Origin of the sequence: Citrobacter sp. UYEF32, assembly GCF_040546205.1 — a bacterium.
Lineage (GTDB): Bacteria > Pseudomonadota > Gammaproteobacteria > Enterobacterales > Enterobacteriaceae > Phytobacter > Phytobacter diazotrophicus.
In genome coordinates, this window is the sequence record NZ_JBEPNI010000008.1 from 175,999 (window position 1) to 195,769 (window position 19,771).

At 51.4% G+C, this 19,771-nt stretch carries 16 protein-coding genes; 6 read left to right on the forward strand and 10 right to left on the reverse strand.

What is annotated here, in order from left to right; translation table 11 throughout:
* Positions 1 to 17: 17 nt before the first annotated feature.
* The 5 genes from ABIB59_RS21970 to ABIB59_RS21990 all read right to left on the reverse strand — a co-directional run bounded on the left by ABIB59_RS21970 (position 18) and on the right by ABIB59_RS21990 (position 4,839).
* Positions 18 to 1,349, reverse strand: a complete 1,332-nt coding sequence (locus ABIB59_RS21970) for an MFS transporter (RefSeq protein ID WP_039078320.1) — start codon at positions 1,347 to 1,349, stop codon at positions 18 to 20.
* A 137-nt stretch (positions 1,350 to 1,486) separates the two neighbouring features.
* Positions 1,487 to 1,774 (reverse strand): ferredoxin-like protein FixX, encoded by a 288-nt coding sequence (gene fixX, locus ABIB59_RS21975; protein WP_039078319.1) that lies wholly within the window; start codon positions 1,772 to 1,774, stop codon positions 1,487 to 1,489.
* Positions 1,771 to 3,057, reverse strand: coding sequence for an FAD-dependent oxidoreductase FixC (gene fixC / locus ABIB59_RS21980; RefSeq protein ID WP_071193624.1), 1,287 nt, complete (start codon positions 3,055 to 3,057; stop codon positions 1,771 to 1,773). The genes fixX and fixC overlap by 4 nt, the downstream gene beginning before the upstream one ends.
* 55 nt (positions 3,058 to 3,112) lie before the next feature.
* Positions 3,113 to 4,054: an electron transfer flavoprotein subunit alpha/FixB family protein gene (locus ABIB59_RS21985; protein ID WP_354037033.1), complete on the reverse strand. Its 942-nt coding sequence runs from the start codon at positions 4,052 to 4,054 to the stop codon at positions 3,113 to 3,115.
* An 11-nt stretch (positions 4,055 to 4,065) separates the two neighbouring features.
* The gene (locus tag ABIB59_RS21990) at positions 4,066 to 4,839 is read right to left on the reverse strand and encodes an electron transfer flavoprotein FixA (protein WP_079497280.1); all 774 of its coding nucleotides are present in this window, start codon (positions 4,837 to 4,839) and stop codon (positions 4,066 to 4,068) included.
* A 479-nt stretch (positions 4,840 to 5,318) separates the two neighbouring features.
* Between ABIB59_RS21990 and caiT the strand changes: the two genes are divergently transcribed.
* The 6 genes from caiT (at position 5,319) to caiE (ending at position 12,418) form a co-directional block, all read left to right on the forward strand.
* On the forward strand, positions 5,319 to 6,836 hold the full coding sequence (gene caiT, locus ABIB59_RS21995) for an L-carnitine/gamma-butyrobetaine antiporter (protein WP_079497281.1): 1,518 nt from the start codon (positions 5,319 to 5,321) through the stop codon (positions 6,834 to 6,836).
* Between the two features lie 30 nt (positions 6,837 to 6,866).
* Positions 6,867 to 8,009 carry a crotonobetainyl-CoA dehydrogenase gene (gene caiA / locus ABIB59_RS22000; protein WP_079497282.1) on the forward strand — a complete coding sequence of 381 codons (1,143 nt, stop codon included), beginning with the start codon at positions 6,867 to 6,869 and terminating at the stop codon, positions 8,007 to 8,009.
* Between the two features lie 60 nt (positions 8,010 to 8,069).
* Positions 8,070 to 9,290 (forward strand): L-carnitine CoA-transferase, encoded by a 1,221-nt coding sequence (gene caiB, locus ABIB59_RS22005; RefSeq protein ID WP_039078313.1) that lies wholly within the window; start codon positions 8,070 to 8,072, stop codon positions 9,288 to 9,290.
* Between the two features lie 72 nt (positions 9,291 to 9,362).
* Complete coding sequence (gene caiC / locus ABIB59_RS22010; RefSeq protein WP_110295069.1) at positions 9,363 to 10,919, forward strand: crotonobetaine/carnitine-CoA ligase; 1,557 nt, start codon at positions 9,363 to 9,365, stop codon at positions 10,917 to 10,919.
* Positions 10,920 to 11,029: 110 nt separating this feature from the next.
* A complete protein-coding gene (gene caiD / locus ABIB59_RS22015; RefSeq protein WP_354037036.1) occupies positions 11,030 to 11,815 on the forward strand; it encodes a crotonobetainyl-CoA hydratase in 786 nt (261 codons plus the stop codon).
* Positions 11,816 to 11,821: 6 nt separating this feature from the next.
* Entirely contained in the window at positions 11,822 to 12,418 is a 597-nt protein-coding gene (gene caiE / locus ABIB59_RS22020) for a carnitine operon protein CaiE (protein WP_125125350.1), read from the forward strand.
* Positions 12,419 to 12,459: 41 nt separating this feature from the next.
* Here caiE and caiF read toward each other — a convergent pair whose 3' ends face one another.
* From caiF to ABIB59_RS22045, 5 genes are all read right to left on the reverse strand, one after another.
* Positions 12,460 to 12,855, reverse strand: coding sequence for a carnitine metabolism transcriptional regulator CaiF (gene caiF / locus ABIB59_RS22025; RefSeq protein WP_039078309.1), 396 nt, complete (start codon positions 12,853 to 12,855; stop codon positions 12,460 to 12,462).
* Positions 12,856 to 13,125: 270 nt separating this feature from the next.
* Positions 13,126 to 16,350, reverse strand: coding sequence for a carbamoyl-phosphate synthase large subunit (gene carB, locus ABIB59_RS22030; RefSeq protein WP_079497285.1), 3,225 nt, complete (start codon positions 16,348 to 16,350; stop codon positions 13,126 to 13,128).
* A gap of 19 nt (positions 16,351 to 16,369) precedes the next feature.
* Positions 16,370 to 17,518, reverse strand: coding sequence for a glutamine-hydrolyzing carbamoyl-phosphate synthase small subunit (gene carA, locus ABIB59_RS22035; protein ID WP_039078307.1), 1,149 nt, complete (start codon positions 17,516 to 17,518; stop codon positions 16,370 to 16,372).
* Between the two features lie 457 nt (positions 17,519 to 17,975).
* On the reverse strand, positions 17,976 to 18,797 hold the full coding sequence (gene dapB, locus ABIB59_RS22040; RefSeq protein WP_354037039.1) for a 4-hydroxy-tetrahydrodipicolinate reductase: 822 nt from the start codon (positions 18,795 to 18,797) through the stop codon (positions 17,976 to 17,978).
* Between the two features lie 270 nt (positions 18,798 to 19,067).
* A complete protein-coding gene (locus ABIB59_RS22045; protein WP_354037041.1) occupies positions 19,068 to 19,694 on the reverse strand; it encodes an alanyl-tRNA editing protein in 627 nt (208 codons plus the stop codon).
* Positions 19,695 to 19,771 lie beyond the last annotated feature (77 nt).

Below are 19,771 nucleotides of genomic sequence, written 5' to 3' on the forward strand. Positions count from 1 at the left end.
CACTCTGAAGGTTTGACTTAATTCAGCGACTTGCGTCGAATCGTCATACTCCCCGTCTGAGCAAGCGTCAAACCACGCGTCTCCGGTGCAAAAGCGATGGAGATGAGCAGGCCAACGAGCGAAATTCCCGCCCCCATCAGCATGACGTAACTGATCCCATATTTAGTGATAAAAATCGGCAGCGCCCAGGTTGAAAGAATGGTACCAATCCGGCTCAGGGACATGATGACGCCAACGGCAGAAGCGCGAATATCGGTCGGGAACAGCTCATTCGGGTAAAGCCACTGGAGGTTTCCTGGCCCGCCGGAGAAAAAGGCATATACCGCGAATGCCGCAACCACCAGCCAGATACCCATTTCAGGGATCAATCCCAGCACGGCCAGCGCCAGTGTCATCATCATAAAGCTGCCGATCAGCAGCGGTCGCCTCCCCATGCTGTTCAGCCAGTACATCGGTGGAATGCAGCCCAGCATAAAAAACAAGCTGATCACCACATTGCCCAGCGCCGCGCTTTTCCCGACGCCCAGCCCCAGCAGGCCAACAATCTGCGGACCAAAGGTATAGATGGCGAACATCGGAATAACCTGGCACGTCCAGATAGCGGCGACAAACAAGACAAACGGGAAGTGACGACGATTAAACAGTTGTAAGAAGCGAGTTTCTTGTGGTGGTTCATCATCGAACGCTACCGGCTCGCCAAACAGTTTAATCATCATCTCCTCACACTCTTTCACCCGCCCTTTACGCAGGAGCCAGCGCGGAGATTCTGGAAGATCAAAACGCCCAATGAGGATCATGATACAAGGGATTGCCGCACTCCCCAGCATCCAGCGCCATCCGCCGTCCACATCGTACAACCAATAACCGACCAGATCGGCACAGGTCGCGCCGACATACCACATCGCAGCAATAAAACTGATTGAGAAAGCTCGTTGGCGGGTACTGGAAAATTCAGTGATCATGGAGGTTGCGATAGGATAATCCGCGCCAATCACCACGCCAATCAGCACACGCATAATGAGCAATTCCATGGGCGAGGAGACAAACATCGTGGCCACCGATATCACCCCAATGGCAATGATATCGATGAGGAACATTTTCCGTCGCCCCACTTTGTCTGAGATGTAGCCAAACAACGAGGTGCCGACAAACAGACCCGCCAGCGTTCCCGCCCCCAACAATCCCAGCCACTGTGCATCCAGCTTTAATGCTGGCGTGAGTTGCTCCAGTGCAACGCCAATCATGACAAGCACATACCCATCCAGGAAAGGTCCGCCGCTTCCCCACAACATGATTCGACGGTGAATAGATGAGAATTGGATATCATCAAAATTTCTGATCTGCTGCATGGTTATGTCCTGTCTCAACGGCAAAATACGAGGTTGGTCACCTCAAGTGCCTAATGGCCCGGCAAAAGCACCTTCTCCAGCCAATACTTCACGTAATTTTTATAGGCCGGATAAATCTCTGTTATCCGGCACCGGTTTTAGCCGTAGCGAAACTCCACACCAAACGTACCGCGTGGGTAGTCCCATTTTTCGAGGACCGTATCCAACCCCAAAATCCGACAGGTACCGCACTCCAGGCATCCGGCGTAATCAAAACGCACGCTGCCGTCATCCTGCTTTTTGTACAGGCCCGCAGGACAGGCTTTAACTAACACCTCCAGCACCTGCTTATCGGGGTCGGTTTTTAAAATGATGTGTGGGTTTTCTTCATCCACGTTGAATTTGTTAACACCCAGTTTGATGTCCACATTGACGGGGGAAGTCATAGTACAGTCGCTCCTTTTAGACCATCCTTTATCAAATTGATAAAACCTACCTTTTTGGCATGACGAAGGATTTTCTTACGCATTGCTACCGGGGCGGTACCATCGACGGTAAACAGATCGCGTGCCACGCCAACCGCCATTTCTGGGTAACGGGTAAACATGCGCGGGTTATCGAGGAAGGCAGGTAAACGCTGATACATACGCATATCCCGCATCGGACCGTCATCAAGGCGCTGACGATAAGCCGAAAGCCCCTGACGGCTGAAATTGTTACTTTGCATCGCGGAAAGTACCGTTTTCGCGGCGGCTTCCCCTGCCGCCACGGCCAGGTCCATGCCACGAATGGTGAAACCAAGATTCATACACATGCCGGCGGCATCACCCGCGATCAGTACACCGTCGCCAACCAGTTCAGGCTGCATATTCATCCCGGATTCCGGAACAACATGAGCGGCGTATTCCACCATTTTGCCGCCGCTAATCAACGGCGCGACGGCAGGGTGCTGTTTAAAATCCTCCAGCATTTGCGGGACTGATTTTTTGGCCTCTTTGAGATGATGCAGACCGCATACTAACCCAAGCGAAACTGTCGTTTGATTGGTATAGAGGAACCCGCCCCCCATCAGGCCATCTGTCGGTGCGCCGGCAAACAACCAGGCCGCTCCTTCGTTGCCCCGTAACTGGAAACGATCTTCAATGACCGTTTTTGGCAATTCGATGAGTTCTTTAACCCCAACCGCAACATTCGAAGCCGTAACGCGTTTCGCCATGCCCAGTTGTTCAGCCAGCAAGGAGTTCACACCGTCCGCCAGAATCACGACTTTCGCTTCCAGAATGTCGCCATCGGCTTCCACGCCAACCACTTTGCCATCACGTTGCACAACATTGTCAACGCGGATCCCGGTGATCAATTGCGCACCCGCCTCTTCTGCCTGCTCCATCAGCCAGGCATCAAATTTACTGCGTAAGACGGAATAAGAGGCTTGCTCAGGTTCACCATGATCGCCGTTGAGGTAATCTACCGTCATTGCTCCCTTATCGGTCATAAACGAGAGCTTTTCATGTGTAATCAGGCGTTCGACGGGAGCATGCCCGGCAAAACCGGGAATAATACGTTCGAGACTATGGGCGTAAATACGCCCGCCAGTTACATTTTTCGCTCCAGCGGAATTGCCCCTCTCAATCACCAGTACTTGCGCACCTTCCCTGGCAAGCACCAGCGCTGCCACCGAGCCCGCCACCCCCGCCCCCACGATGATGGCGTCAAAAATATCTTCTGACATAAAAACTCCAGAAATTACCTGTAATAACAGAGCGGCCACCGCTCTGCTTAAGGAATTAGCGCGTTAATGCGGCCGTCAGTGCGGGTAAAATTTTCAGCGCATCACCGACGATACCGTAATCGGCATACTGGAAAATCGGCGCGTTTTTGTCTTTGTTAATGGCAAAAATCGTCTGTGCGCCGTTTGCGCCCACCATGTGCTGAATCTGACCGGAGATCCCTACAGCCAAGTACAATTCCGGTTTGAGCATCAGGTTAGAAATGCCGACATAGCGTTCGTGTTCCATCCATTTTTCGTTTTCAGCGACCGGACGCGAACAGGCCAACTCCGCGCCAATGGACTGGCACAACGCTGTTGCCAGCGAGATATTCTCCTTGCTACCGATACCGCGTCCGACGCTGACAACCCACCGCGCTTTATCAAGATCAACATTACTGTTCTGGCGAGCCTGAGTTGCCGTGCGAATGACGGTGATTTCCGGTGACTGCCATGCGACAGTCTGCGCCACGCCGCTTCGCGAAGTGTCTGGCTGCGCCGGCTCAAATGTGCCGCTGCAGAGTGTAATCACGGCGAAAGAAGAACGTAGCGTTTCTTCGCCAATGGCAAGTCCGCCATACACCATATGTTTTACCAAAGCCTTATCACCCGCGATGGCGACGGCACTGGCATCATTAGAGACTGCGGCCGTCAGGCGGAAACCCAATTTTGCCGCCAGTAATTTGCCCCGACGTGTATTGGGCAGCAGTACCAGCCCTTTCGAACCCTGCTGGCGAATGGTCGCCGCCATGGCGTCCGCATAATCTTCAATCATGCGGTCTTCCGGTTTACCGCTGAGATGCCAGACGCTATCGGCCCCCAGGTGGAATGCTGTGGCACTGTCGGTTTCACTGAGCACAAATACATTGGTCTGTTCGCCCAACATGCGTGCGCCACCCACCAAATCAGCCAGCCGGGAAACGGTATCGCTGAATACCCATACAGTGGAAAACTTGCTCATAACATCCCCTTTTAATTGATGATCTTGCGCAGATGGTCAGCAAATACGGCGATTTGTTCTTCGCCATCACCTTCAATAACGATGCGCTGGCGCTCACGTTGTCCTGGCGCAGCGATCTGTTGCACGGAGTTCGCTTCCCCGTGGGTAAAACCAATATCTGCTGTCGTCCAGACCTGAACCGGTTTTTTAGCCGCCCCCAGAATGGCTTTCATGGAAGGAATTTGCGGGGAGTTAATATCCGTAGAGACCGCAATGGCCGCCGGAAGCGGTATGCTCAGGGTTTCGATCTCGTCTTCCAGAGCGCGCTCAACGGTCAGCGTGTTATCCACCAGCGATAAAATTTTACTGACGCCGTTGATTGCCGGAATGTGCAGCATTTCACCCAGCAGCAGACTGACCTGTTGGGCATAGAGATCGGAGGAACCGTCGCCACAAATAATCAGATCAAAGCCGGATTTTTTCGCTGCCTGCGCTAACACCACTGCGGTTTGTTGCGGCAGCGCATTCTCAAACGCATCATCAATCACAACAATCAGTTCGTCCGGGCCGCGCGAAAGCACATCTTTGCGTCCTTTCGCATTAGTCAGCGCCTTCCCGCCAACACTCATGGCGATCACTTGCGCTTCTCCGGACTGCTGTTTTAACTGGCAGGCAGCTTCAATCGCATTCAAATCGTATTGGCTAATTTTGGCATCCGCTTTACTAATATCTAACGAACCATCCGCGTTATTGATCGCAATATCCTGTTCATCAGGTACGCACTTGTAACAAGTAATTATCTTCATTGCCTCTCCAGAAATCATGAAGGAATCGTCGTCCATATCGGCGATGGTAAATACAGATATCACACCATTTAATTACGGGATAAAACATTAATCACCAATATTGAAAATGTCACACCCTGTAAAATGGGACTTTCAATATTGTTAGCGACCTCACCAATATTGAAAAATCGGTTTCACCTTACAAATTTTCAATATTGTTTCCGGGATCACCAATATTGAACACCACAAGGATGAAAAAACAGAAAAACAACAAGTAAGAAATTGTTTTTAAAGAACTTATCAATCACTCCCAACCAAATAAAAACCGACAAAAAAGTGTGACCAGAATAACAGAATACGCTGTAGCGAATACCCATCATGGAGTACTCGCCGAATCTCCCTTGAGGTTAAAGAGTCATTAAATAAACACTCACAAAAATGAACATAAATATAACAAACGGGAACGAAATATAAATCAATTATGACACTGGAATTCGAACATGAAAAATGACAAGAGAAAGTCAGGTATAGAGCCAAAAGTTTTTTTCCCACCGCTAATAATCGTCGGAATACTTTGCTGGCTAACTGTTAGAGATCTTGATGCCGCCAATGTGGTTATTAATGCAGTATTTACTTATGTAACGAATGTCTGGGGATGGGCATTTGAGTGGTATATGGTCGTGATGCTCTTTGGCTGGTTCTGGCTGGTCTTTGGCCCTTACGCCAAAAAGAAACTGGGCAATGAGAAACCTGAATTCAGCACCGCGAGCTGGATTTTCATGATGTTCGCCTCCTGTACCTCCGCAGCCGTGTTGTTCTGGGGATCGATAGAGATTTATTACTATATCTCTACGCCACCGTTTGCATTAGCCCCCAACTCTACCGGCGCCAAAGAGCTCGGCCTCGCCTACAGTTTGTTCCACTGGGGACCGCTACCGTGGGCCACCTATAGCTTCCTTTCCGTCGCTTTCGCCTACTTTTTCTTTGTTCGCAAAATGGATGTGATTCGCCCCAGCTCAACGCTCGTGCCTTTAGTGGGCGAGAAACATGTGAAAGGGTTATTCGGGACCATCGTCGATAACTTCTATCTTGTGGCGCTGATCTTCGCGATGGGTACCAGCCTCGGTCTGGCTACGCCGCTGGTCACCGAATGTATGCAGTATCTATTCGGCATCCCCCATACGCTGCAACTGGACGCGATCATCATTACCTGCTGGATCATTCTGAACGCAATCTGCGTGGCCTGCGGCCTGCAGAAAGGAGTGAAGATTGCCAGCGACGTGCGTAGCTACCTGAGCTTCCTGATGCTCGGCTGGGTATTCATCGTCAGCGGTGCCAGCTTCATCATGAACTACTTCACCGATTCCGTCGGTATGCTGTTGATGCATCTGCCACGTATGTTGTTCTACACCGATGCTATCGGCAAAGGCGGTTTCCCGCAGGGCTGGACCGTTTTCTACTGGGCCTGGTGGGTCATTTACGCCATCCAAATGAGTATCTTCCTCGCCCGTATATCGCGTGGACGTACCGTTCGGGAACTGTGCTTCGGAATGGTGCTGGGCCTGACGGCTTCCACCTGGATCCTGTGGACTGTGCTGGGCAGTAACACGCTACTGCTAATGGATAAAAATATTCTGAATATTCCGCAGCTTATCACAGAGCATGGCGTACCACGCGCCATTATCGAGACCTGGGCCGCCTTACCCCTGAGTACAGCAACAATGTGGGGATTCTTTATTCTCTGCTTTATTGCCACCGTCACACTTATCAACGCGTGTTCTTACACGCTGGCCATGTCGACCTGCCGTGAAATACGCGATGGTGAAGAGCCGCCTCTGCTGGTACGTATCGGCTGGTCCATTCTGGTCGGCATCATCGGTATTGTGCTGTTGGCTCTCGGCGGGTTGAAACCGATACAAACGGCGATCATCGCAGGCGGCTGCCCTCTCTTCTTCGTCAATATCATGGTCACGCTGTCCTTTATTAAGGACGCCAAAGCGCACTGGAAAGATAACTAAGATAAATCAACCATATCAAGAGGTTAAAAGATGGACTTTAACTTGAATGATGAACAGGAGCTGTTCGTCGCCGGTATTCGTGAATTAATGGCCAGTGAAAATTGGGAGGCCTATTTTGCCGAATGCGATCGCGATAGCGTCTATCCTGAGCGTTTCGTAAAAGCACTGGCCGATATGGGCATTGACAGCCTGCTGCTCCCGGAAGATCGCGGTGGTCTGGATGCCGGTTTCGTTACCGTGGCGGCTGTGTGGATGGAATTGGGTCGCCTGGGTGCACCAACCTACGTGCTCTATCAACTTCCTGGCGGCTTCAACACGGTGTTACGCGAAGGCACTCAGGAACAGATCGATAAGATCATGGCGTTTCAGGGTACCGGTAAACAGATGTGGAACTCGGCGATCACCGAACCGGGCGCCGGGTCTGACGTGGGCAGTTTAAAAACCACTTATACCCGTAAAAATGGTAAGGTTTATCTTAATGGCAGTAAGTGCTTCATCACCAGTAGCGCTTACACCCCTTATATCGTGGTAATGGCGCGTGACGGCGCGTCTGCGGATAAACCCATTTATACCGAATGGTTTGTCGATATGAGCAAACCTGGCATCAAAGTTAACAAGCTTGAGAAACTCGGTCTGCGCATGGATAGCTGCTGCGAAATTACCTTTGACGATGTTGAACTGGATGAAAAAGACATGTTCGGCCGTGAGGGTAATGGGTTTAACCGTGTTAAAGAAGAGTTTGACCACGAACGCTTCCTCGTTGCTCTGACGAACTACGGTACCGCAATGTGCGCCTTTGAAGATGCGGCGCGCTACGCCAATCAGCGAGTACAGTTTGGCGAAACGATCGGTCGCTTCCAGCTCATTCAGGAGAAGTTTGCCCATATGGCAATCAAATTAAACTCCATGAAAAACATGTTGTTGGAAGCTGCCTGGAAAGCAGATAACGGCACCATTACCTCCGGCGATGCAGCCATGTGCAAATACTTCTGCGCCAATGCGGCATTTGAGGTCGTTGACAGTGCGATGCAAGTACTCGGTGGCGTTGGGATTGCAGGCAATCACCGTATTACCCGTTTCTGGCGCGATCTGCGCGTTGACCGGGTTTCCGGCGGTTCCGACGAAATGCAGATCCTGACGTTGGGTCGCGCAGTGCTCAAACAGTACCGTTAATCGGGTGATAACCCCATCACGCTGTGATGGGGTTCCAGGGATGCCACACAGGAGTATGTCATGAGTCATCGTTTACCAATGCCCGTGTTTGGACCACTTGCGGGTGTGCGGGTCGTTTTCTCCGGTATCGAAATTGCCGGGCCCTTCGCCGGACAAATGTTTGCCGAGTGGGGCGCAGAAGTTATCTGGATTGAAAATGTCGCCTGGGCCGACACAATTCGTGTCCAGCCCAATTATCCGCAACTCTCACGCCGCAATCTGCACGCGCTATCGCTGAATATCTTCAAAGATGAAGGCCGGGAAGCGTTCCTTAAGTTAATGGAAACCACCGACATTTTTATCGAGGCCAGTAAAGGTCCGGCATTTGCTCGTCGGGGAATTACCGATGAAGTGTTATGGGAACACAATCCGAAGCTGGTCATCGCTCACCTGTCTGGTTTTGGGCAGTTTGGGACAGAGGAGTACACCAACCTTCCTGCTTATAACACCATTGCGCAAGCCTTCAGTGGTTACCTGATTCAAAATGGCGACGTTGACCAGCCGATGCCCGCTTTTCCCTACACGGCAGACTATTTTTCCGGCATGACGGCGACAACCGCAGCACTTGCGGCGCTGCATAAAGTACGTGAAACAGGTAAAGGGGAAAGCATTGATATTGCGATGTATGAAGTGATGCTGCGCATGGGCCAGTACTTCATGATGGATTATTTCAATGGCGGCGAAATCTGTCCGCGTATGACCAAAGGCAAAGACCCCTACTACGCTGGCTGTGGTCTGTATAAATGCTCGGATGGCTACATCGTGATGGAACTGGTCGGTATCACGCAAATTACCGAGTGTTTTAACGATATCGGACTGGCGCATATTCTCGGCACGCCAGAAGTTCCGGAAGGTACACAACTCATTCACCGCGTCGAGTGCCCGTACGGTCCACTGGTGGAAGAGAAACTGGATGCATGGCTGCTAACGCATACCATTGCCGAAGTACAAGCGCGCTTCGCCGAGCTGAATATTGCCTGTGCAAAAGTACTGACCATTCCTGAACTGGAGGGTAACCCGCAGTACGTCGCCCGCGAATCAATCACCCAATGGCAAACCATGGATGGCCGTACCTGCAAGGGGCCAAACATTATGCCGAAATTCAAAAATAACCCTGGGAAAATCTGGCGCGGCATGCCGTCACACGGCATGGATACCTCCGCCATCTTGCAGAACATCGGTTACAGCGAAGCAGATATTAAGGAACTGGTAAGCAAGGGGCTGGCCAGGGTTGAGGATTAAATACATAGCGCTAACGGGATCGTGTAGCCACCCGGTTAGCGCTTATACCTAATTTCAGTGGATAAAAGTGCGATGGATGTTATTGGCGATCAAAACTTACGTCAGATGTGGGACGACCTGGCAGAGGTCTATGGCGATAAAACGGCGCTGATTTTTGAGTCATGTGAAGGTGAAGTACAGCAATTCAGCTATACCTTCCTCAATGAGGAAATCAATCGCACAGCAAACCTGTTCAACGGGCTGGGGATCCAAAAAGGCGATAAAGTCGCGCTGCATCTGGATAACTGCCCTGAGTTTTTCTTTTGCTGGTTCGGGCTGGCAAAAATCGGCGCCATCATGGTGCCGATTAACGCCAGGCTATTGCATGATGAAAGTCTGTGGATCCTGCAAAACTGCCGGGCTCGTTTGTTGGTAACCACTGAAAACTTCTATCCCCTTTACCGTCAGATTCTGCAGGAAGGTGAAACGCAGCTCAATCATATCTGCCTTATCGACCGGCAGTTCTGTGTCTCAGATACCGCGGTGAGTGATTTTTATCAACTTAAGCGCGCCCAACCCACTACCCTGAACTCTACGCCGACGTTAAGCACCGACGATACCGCAGAAATTCTTTTCACCTCGGGCACGACCTCACGACCAAAAGGCGTGGTTATTACTCAATATAACTTACGCTTTGCGGGTTACTACTCCGCCTGGCAGTGTGCATTACGCGATGACGATATTTATCTGACCGCTATGCCCGCTTTTCATATCGATTGTCAGTGTACGGCGGCAATGGCCGCCTTTTCCAGCGGTGCCACCTTTGTGCTGCTTGAGAAATACAGTGCGCGTGCGTTCTGGAGCCAGGTGCGAAAATACCGTGCCACAGTTACCGAATGCATTCCCATGATGATTAGAACCCTGATGGTGCAACCGCCAATGCCTGCGGATAATCAGCATTGCCTTCGTGAAGTGCTTTTCTACCTCAATCTTTCCGTGCAGGAAAAAGACGCCTTTGTTGAACGTTTCGGTGTCAGGTTGCTGACATCGTATGGCATGACGGAAACGATTGTCGGCATTATTGGTGACAGACCCGGTGATAAACGGCGCTGGCCGTCAATTGGCCGCGCGGGGTTTTGCTACGAAGCGGAAATTCGTAACGATCAAAATCAGCCCCTTCCTCCCCATGAAATCGGTGAAATATGTATTAAAGGCATGCCGGGGAAAACGCTTTTTAAAGAGTATTACGAACAGCCGAAAGCAACCGCCATGGCGCTGGATGCAAGCGGCTGGTTACATACCGGTGATTCGGGTTACTACGATGAAGAAGGCTTTTTTTATTTCGTCGACAGGCGTTGCAATATGATTAAGCGCGGTGGCGAGAATGTCTCCTGTGTAGAACTGGAGAATATCATTTCGACCCATCCAAAAATTCAGGATACGGTGGTTATCGGTGTTAAAGACACTATCAGGGATGAAGCTATAAAAGCCTTTATTGTTCTTCATGAAGGCGAAACATTAAGTGCTGATGAGTTTTTTTCTTTTTGTGCCAGCAATATGGCGAAATTTAAAGTACCGACGCTTGTTGAATTCAGGAGCGATCTGCCACGCAACTGTTCAGGGAAAGTCATCAAGAAAAATCTAACATAACGTATTTGGCTGAATTTATGTTCGCCGAAATAGAAATAACGTGAACACTTCATATCTTGCAGAGGCGGTATGCCTCTGCAAAGCATACACATATTTAAAAGGAGCAAAATATGAGTGAATCATTACATCTGAACCGCCATGGGCATATTCTGGAAATTATTCTCGATCGCCCCGTTGCTAATGCCATTGATGCAAAAACCAGTTTTGCCATGGGTGAAGTATTTCTGAATTTCCGCGATGCCCCTGAATTACGCGTGGCAATTATTACCGGCGCCGGCCAGAAATTCTTTTCCGCGGGCTGGGATTTAAAAGCAGCAGCAGAAGGTGAAGCACCGGATGCAGATTTTGGGCCTGGCGGGTTTGCGGGATTGACAGAACTTTTTGATCTCGATAAACCGGTCATTGCCGCAGTAAACGGCTATGCCTTTGGCGGTGGGTTTGAACTGGCGCTGGCAGCAGATTTCATTATCTGCGCTGAAAATGCCAGCTTTGCCTTACCCGAAGCCAAACTCGGCATCGTGCCGGACAGCGGTGGGGTTTTACGCCTGCCTAAACGCTTACCGCCCGCTATCGTCAATGAAATGGTGATGACCGGGCGGCGCATGAATGCCGAAGAAGCACTACGCTGGGGTATCGCTAATTATGTTGTCAGTCAGGAAGCATTAATGGAGAAGGCGCGCGAACTGGCACAGCAACTGCTTCAAAGCGCACCACTGGCTATTGCCGCATTAAAAGAGATAACCAGAACAACCAGAGAAATGCCGGTAGAAGAAGGCTATCGTTATCTCCGTAGTGGTGCGCTGAAACACTATCCGGCGGTCCTGCATTCCGAAGATGCTATTGAAGGGCCGCAGGCCTTTGCCGAAAAACGCTCACCGGTATGGAAAGGACGTTAATAACTCATGAGCTATTACGCCTTTGAAGGCTTGATCCCGGTCGTCCATCCAGAGGCGTATATCCATCCGAGCGCGGTATTGATTGGCGACGTCATTGTAGGGGCTGGTGTCTACGTCGGCCCTCACGCTTCGCTTCGCGGTGACTATGGCCGCCTGATTCTGGAACCAGGTTCGAATTTACAGGATGGCTGCATTATGCACGGTTACTGCGATACCGACACCGTCGTCGGTGAGAACGGACATATCGGACACGGCGCGATTTTGCATGGCTGCGTGATTGGCCGGGATGCGCTGGTCGGTATGAACAGCGTGATTATGGACGGCGCGGTCATTGGCGAAGAGAGCATTGTTGCCGCCATGAGCTTTGTGAAAGCCGGATTTATCGGGGCAGCAAGACAGTTATTGGTAGGATCGCCAGCCCGTTTCATCCGTGATGTAACCGAAGAAGAGTTACACTGGAAGCAACTTAATACCCGGGAATATCAGGATCTGGCTATCCGTTGTCGCTCATCATTATATGAGACGCAACCGCTGCGCCAGCCAGAAAAAAACCGACCGCGGCTTAAAGGTACGACAGAGGTGAAGCCGAAATCAGCGCAATGACTTTATCGAATGGCGCACTCGCGCCATTCGATATTCGCTCATTAACGACGCAAACTTTTTGACAACATCATTTGCCATTTCTGTTCCGTCTTAAGTCCTGCTGGCAGGACTACAGGCATATGGGATGTTTTTGTGGTACTGAGAATTTTTTCCTGCGCATTATTTTTCAGCCTGGTATAGATTTGATCGTCAATATTTTTTACACGCACCAGACGCTGACATTGACATCCTCTACCTTGCAGTTGATTTGGAATTGTCCTGGTCTCACAGGTAATTTCTTCTACCTCAGAAAGAATATAAGAAACCGTATTGATCGCTTTACAGTGGTCCATGTCAAAATGCCTGGCAATTTCCTTAGCGCTCACCCAACGATTTTCCGCCATCATCCAATCGGCAATTAACAAATAAAGGGGTTTTTCAACATATTCTTTACTCATAAGCACACCATTTTTACAAATTAAAAATCTTGTTATGGTCAGGCTTGCCTGAATATCGACAAAACCATTAACCATATTAAAAATACGGATAACAAGAAATAGTATGCAGGTTTGAGGATCATTAGTGTGAGCAAAATCGTGCTAGTAGCATTAGAAAAATGCGTAACAATGATTTGCACGTTCAGCACGAATGGTATGGATAAAAAAACGGCTCCTTTACAGGAACCGTTTATTTAATCGGTAATACTGTGCGCTGGTCTGCGCAGCAAGTTACGCTTTAATCTGCGCGTGCATTTCCTGAACGGAGGTCACCTTCTCGGTGGCATCAGCGTTCAGCGCCATCGCGGTAGCAAAACCACCGTTCAGCGTGGTGTCGTAATGCACTTTGTACTGCAGCGCGCTGCGGCGAATGACCCTGGAGTCTTCTATCGCCCGACGGCCTGCGGTGGTGTTGATGATGTAGGTGTATTCGCCATTCTTAATACGGTCCTGAATGTGCGGACGACCTTCATGCACTTTGTTCACCAGACGCGGATTAATACCGGCTTCACCCAGGACAATCGCCGTACCGTGGGTTGCATCAAGCTCGAAACCGAACTTGAGCAGCTTCGCTGCCAGGTCAACCACACGCTCTTTATCCCCTTCACGTACAGAAAGCAGCGCACGACCCTGTTTCTTCATCGTGGAGTTGCTACCCAGTTGCGCTTTAGCAAACGCTTCGGCGAAGGTACGGCCCACACCCATCACTTCCCCGGTAGAGCGCATTTCTGGCCCTAACAGCGGGTCAACGCCCGGGAATTTATTGAATGGCAGCACCACTTCTTTCACTGAGTAGTACGGCGGGATAATTTCTTTGGTGACGCCCTGTTGTGCCAGCGTCTGACCGACCATCACACGCGCCGCCACTTTCGCCAGCGGTACGCCGGTGGCTTTGGAGACAAACGGTACGGTACGCGCCGCACGCGGGTTCACCTCAATCAGATACACTTCGTTATCTTTTACCGCAAACTGGACGTTCATCAGACCGCGAACCTGCAGTTCGAAGGCCAGTTTCTGCACCTGCTGGCGCATCACATCCTGAATGTCCTGGCTCAGCGTGTAGGCTGGCAGGGAACAAGCGGAGTCGCCGGAGTGCACGCCGGCCTGCTCGATATGCTCCATGATGCCGCCAATCAGCACCATTTCGCCGTCGCAGATAGCGTCAACATCCACTTCTACCGCATCGTCCAGGAAGCGATCCAGCAGGACTGGCGCATCATTGGACACGCTCACTGCGGTCTGGAAGTAGCGACGCAGGTCGGCTTCGTCGTAGACGATTTCCATCGCACGGCCGCCCAGTACATAAGACGGACGCACCACCAGCGGGTAACCAATCTCTTTCGCCTTTTCAACCGCTTGCTCAATGGCGGTGACAGTGGCGTTCGCCGGTTGTTTCAGTTTCAGACGGTCAACCGCCTGCTGGAAACGTTCACGGTCTTCGGCACGGTCAATGGCATCCGGGCTGGTACCGATAACCGGTACACCCGCCGCTTCCAGCGCGCGCGCCAGTTTCAGCGGCGTCTGACCGCCGTACTGCACGATAACGCCTTTCGGCTTCTCGATACGCACGATTTCCAGCACATCTTCCAGCGTTACCGGCTCGAAGTAGAGACGGTCGGAGGTGTCATAGTCGGTGGAGACGGTTTCCGGGTTACAGTTGACCATGATGGTCTCGTAGCCGTCTTCGCGCAGCGCCAGCGAGGCGTGTACGCAGCAGTAGTCAAATTCGATCCCCTGACCGATACGGTTCGGGCCGCCACCCAGTACCATGATTTTATCGCGGTCCTGGTTCGGATTCGCTTCACACTCTTCTTCATACGTGGAGTACATGTAAGCGGTGTCGGTCGCGAATTCTGCCGCACAGGTGTCCACACGCTTGTAGACCGGGTGCAGGTTGTACTGATCGCGCAGCTTACGCACTTCCGTTTCGCGCACGCCTGCCAGTTTAGCCAGACGCGCATCGGCAAAGCCTTTACGCTTGAGCATACGCAGGAAATCCGCGTCGAGGCCGTTAATACCCACTTCGGCGACTTTCTCTTCCAGACGCACCAGTTCTTCAATCTGCACCAGGAACCAGCGATCAATATTGGTCAGGTTGAAAACGCCATCAACGGACAGGCCTGCACGGAAGGCATCGGCGATGTACCAGATACGCTCAGCGCCAGCGTCTTTCAGCTCGCGACGGATTTTGGTCAGCGCTTCCGGGTCATCCAGGCTCACTTTCGGGTCAAAGCCGGTGGCGCCGACTTCCAGGCCGCGCAGCGCTTTTTGCAGGGATTCCTGCTGCGTGCGGCCAATGGCCATCACTTCACCGACCGATTTCATCTGAGTGGTCAGGCGGTCATTGGCGCCAGCGAATTTCTCAAAGTTGAAGCGCGGGATCTTGGTGACAACGTAGTCGATAGACGGTTCGAAGGACGCCGGGGTACGGCCACCGGTGATATCGTTCATCAATTCGTCGAGGGTGTAACCCACCGCCAGTTTCGCCGCCACTTTGGCAATCGGGAAGCCGGTCGCTTTCGAGGCCAGCGCAGAGGAGCGGGAGACACGCGGGTTCATTTCAATAACAATCAGACGGCCATTTTTCGGGTTAACCGAGAACTGGACGTTAGAACCGCCGGTTTCCACGCCGATTTCACGCAACACCGCCATCGAGGCGTTACGCATGATTTGATACTCTTTATCGGTCAGGGTCTGTGCAGGCGCAACGGTGATGGAGTCACCGGTGTGGATGCCCATGGCGTCGAAGTTTTCGATGGAGCAGACGATGATACAGTTGTCGTTTTTATCACGCACCACCTCCATCTCGTACTCTTTCCAGCCAATCAGCGACTCATCAATCAGCAGCTCTTTTGTCGGGGAAAGGTCCAGACCGCGTTCACAAATCTCTTCAAACTCTTCGCGGTTGTAGGCGATACCGCCGCCCGTTCCGCCCATGGTGAAGCTGGGTCGAATGATGCACGGATAGCCCACGTCAGCGGCAACGGCGAGCGCCTCTTCCATATTGTGCGCGATACCGGAACGCGCGGTTTCCAGGCCGATTTTCTTCATCGCCACGTCGAAACGGCGGCGGTCTTCTGCTTTATCAATCGCGTCAGCGGTGGCACCGATCATAGTGACGCCGAACTCGGCCAGTACGCCCTGGCGTTCCAGCTCCAGCGCACAGTTCAGCGCTGTCTGGCCCCCCATGGTCGGCAGTACCGCATCCGGACGCTCTTTTTCGATGATTTTGCGTACCACTTCCCAGTGGATCGGCTCGATATAGGTTGCATCCGCCATTTCCGGGTCGGTCATGATCGTCGCCGGGTTGGAGTTCACCAGAATGACGCGATAACCCTCTTCACGCAGCGCTTTACACGCCTGCGCACCGGAGTAGTCGAACTCACACGCCTGACCGATAACAATCGGGCCGGCGCCAAGGATCAGGATGCTTTTTATGTCTGTACGTTTTGGCATGGCTCTTTTTCGCTCCTGATTATTTAGCAGACTGACGGTAAATCTCAATTAACTCGATAAAATGGTCAAACAGCGGCGCAGCGTCGTGCGGGCCCGGGCTTGCCTCAGGATGGCCCTGGAAGCTGAATGCCGGTTTATCCGTGCGATGAATCCCCTGCAGGGTGCCATCAAACAATGACTTATGCGTGACGCGCAGGTTTGCAGGCATGGAGGCTTCATCTACTGCAAAACCGTGGTTCTGTGCGGTAATCATCACGGTGTTGTTATCGATATCTTTTACCGGGTGGTTGCCGCCATGGTGACCGAACTTCATCTTCACAGTTTTCGCGCCGCTCGCCAGCGCCAGCAACTGGTGGCCAAGACAGATACCGAATACCGGAATGTCGGTCTCAAGGAATTTTTCGATTGCCTCGATAGCATAATCGCACGGTGCCGGGTCGCCAGGGCCGTTAGAGAGGAAGATACCGTCCGGATTCATTTTCAGGACATCTTCCGCCGACGTTTTCGCCGGAACGACCGTCAGACGGCAGCCTCTGTCCACCAGCATACGCAGGATGTTACGTTTTGCGCCGAAGTCGTACGCCACGACATGCAGCGGCAGTTCATCTTCGCTTTTCGCTTCCGGCAGTTCGCCTTTCAGTGTCCAGCTCCCCTGCGTCCAGCTATATGGCTCGGCAGTCGTCACTTCTTTCGCCAAATCCATCCCGTTCAGCCCCGGGAAGCTTTTCGCTTTCTCCAGCGCCAGAGCGGCATCCAGATTGTCCCCGGCGATGATGCAGCCATTCTGTGCGCCTTTTTCACGCAGCAGACGCGTCAACTTACGGGTATCGATATCGGCAATCGCCACGATGTTATGGCGTTTCAGGTATGAAGAGAGGTCTTCGGTATTACGATAGTTGCTGGCAATCAGCGGCAGGTCGCGAATGACCAGGCCTTGCGCATGTACCTGAGAGGATTCTTCATCGGCGGCATTGGTGCCGACATTACCAATATGGGGATAAGTAAGAGTGACGATTTGGCGGGAGTAGGAAGGATCAGTGAGGATTTCTTGATAACCGGTCATTGAAGTATTGAAAACGACTTCCCCAACCGCCGAACCTGTTGCCCCTATGGCCCGACCGTAAAACTGGGTTCCGTCTTCCAGAACCAATAGCGCTGACTTAATCAAAACACCCTCCAGAGAATATTCACTCACTTTATTTGCATATTAATTCAATTATAAGCCTCGAATCAATGCAAATTTGCGTAACCGCGAATTTTTTGCAAACGGCGGCATTCTGGAGACATGAAGGGTAAAAGTCAACTCATAGCGCATCTTTTTCATGTCTTTTTGCGCCCCAGAAAAGAATAGCACGATTTAGAGGGCAAAAAGATCACATTACCGGAGGAAGGAAAACGCTTGCGTCGCCATAAAACTGGTTACACGGGCTTAGCTCTAGTAGAAAGTGGACCAAACGGTCAAAATTTACATTTCAACAACCATAATGAGACGGAAGATAGGCATTAATAGAGGTTTAAACGAGGAAATCACATAAAATCGGGAAAAATAAAAGGGCAATAAAATATTGCCCTATGCAATCAATGCATTACGACTGCAACAACCACATCACGATGGGTAATAACTTTTACAAATTATTCAGATCCAGCACATCTCGCATATCAAAAAGGCCGGCTTCTTTGTTTTTTAGCCATAAAGCAGAGCGAACAGCGCCATTGGCAAACGTCATTCGGCTTGACGCTTTATGGCTAATTTCAATGCGTTCACCGATATCAGCGAACATCGCTGTATGTTCGCCGACAATGTCGCCCGCGCGAACGGTAGCAAAGCCAATTGTGCCCGGTACACGCTCGCCGGTATGGCCTTCACGTGCATAAACCGCACATTCTTTTAAATCTTTATTCAATGCCTGGGCAATAGACTCTCCCATAGCCAGGGCTGTTCCTGACGGCGCATCTACTTTATAGCGGTGATGTGCTTCGATAATTTCTATATCGGTGTAATCCCCCATCACCTTCGCCGCTTTTTCCAGCAGCTTAAGCATTACGTTCACGCCAACGCTGAAATTCGCCGCAAAAACAATGGCAATCTCTTGCGATGCCTCGCGAATTGCCGCTTTGCCTGCATCATCAAAACCGGTGGTACCGATAATCATCCCTTTGCGGTGCTGGCGACAAAACGCCAGATGAACAAGGGTCCCCTCCGGACGGGTGAAATCGATCAGTACATCAAAATTGTCCTTTACCGCCTGCAGATCGCTGCTCACGGTAACGCCTGTTGTACCCACGCCAGCGAGCTCTCCTGCATCGCTGCCCAGCAGGGAAGAACCTTCGCGCTCCAGCGCTGCGCCAAGCGCGACGCCATCCATCTGCTGGGTTGCCTGAATTAACTGGCGGCCCATACGCCCGCCGGCCCCCGCGATGGCTACGCGGATTTGTGCATCATGCATAGTTGTACTCTTTTGTTAATGAAATGCTGAAAATCGTTCTCAGATTAACCAGCCCGCGTCGGGGCTACCAGCCGAAAACACCGATAATTAGAATTAAATGATAAACAGCGGGAAATATCAGTAAAAGACATGTGTTCGCATGTTGCGAATTGAATAGCAAAACCCACATAAGACACTGATCATCGGTATGCTAAGAAGATTTTTCACTACAGCGATGCGTTACCACCTCGTCTTTTGCTGCATGACAACGCACCGCGCGTCAGCGAACGGTCAGCGTTCGTCCACTGTATAGCTGACCACGAGCTGACCTTTTTTCATTTTGACATTGGTAAGTGTGATGAGCCCGATTTCACGCAGTGCGCTGACATGGGTGCCGCCGCAACCATAGGCAGACAATTCGCCGAAGCGAACGTGCCGCTTTCCTTCGGAAAAGCCGATGTGTCGCGGCAGATTTTCCTCCATCCACGCACTGATTTTCGCCGTTAACATCTCCGCAGTGAGAGTCCCGTTACCGCTAAAAGTAATGCGCCCCTCACCTGGCCAGTGATGGGCTTTTACAGGCTGCCAGCCGAATGTTTCACCTGCACAACCAATCAGATGTCCGGCCGAATGCCAGCGTGCATGAAGATGACGTAATTCACCGTCGACACTGAGCGTGACCGGGCCTGGCGCGACCGGCGTGGCGGTGCGATGCCATACCGTATCACCGTCGGCGAAAACGCGTTGTACGGGCACGCCGTCGATGGTTCCGCCATCAGAGGGCTGACCGCCTCCCTGTGGGTGAAAGAGCGTGGCATCCAACTCAATCACATAACCGTCCTCCCCATCGGGAATACATTGCACAACATTGGCCTGGCCCTGTGTCTCATCACAGGTGTAGTAATTTCGTGTTGTCATCTTCTTCCTCCTGATTACACGACCAGTATATTATCTTCACTGACTTTTATAATCCGTTTCGCTCTCAACACACTTTT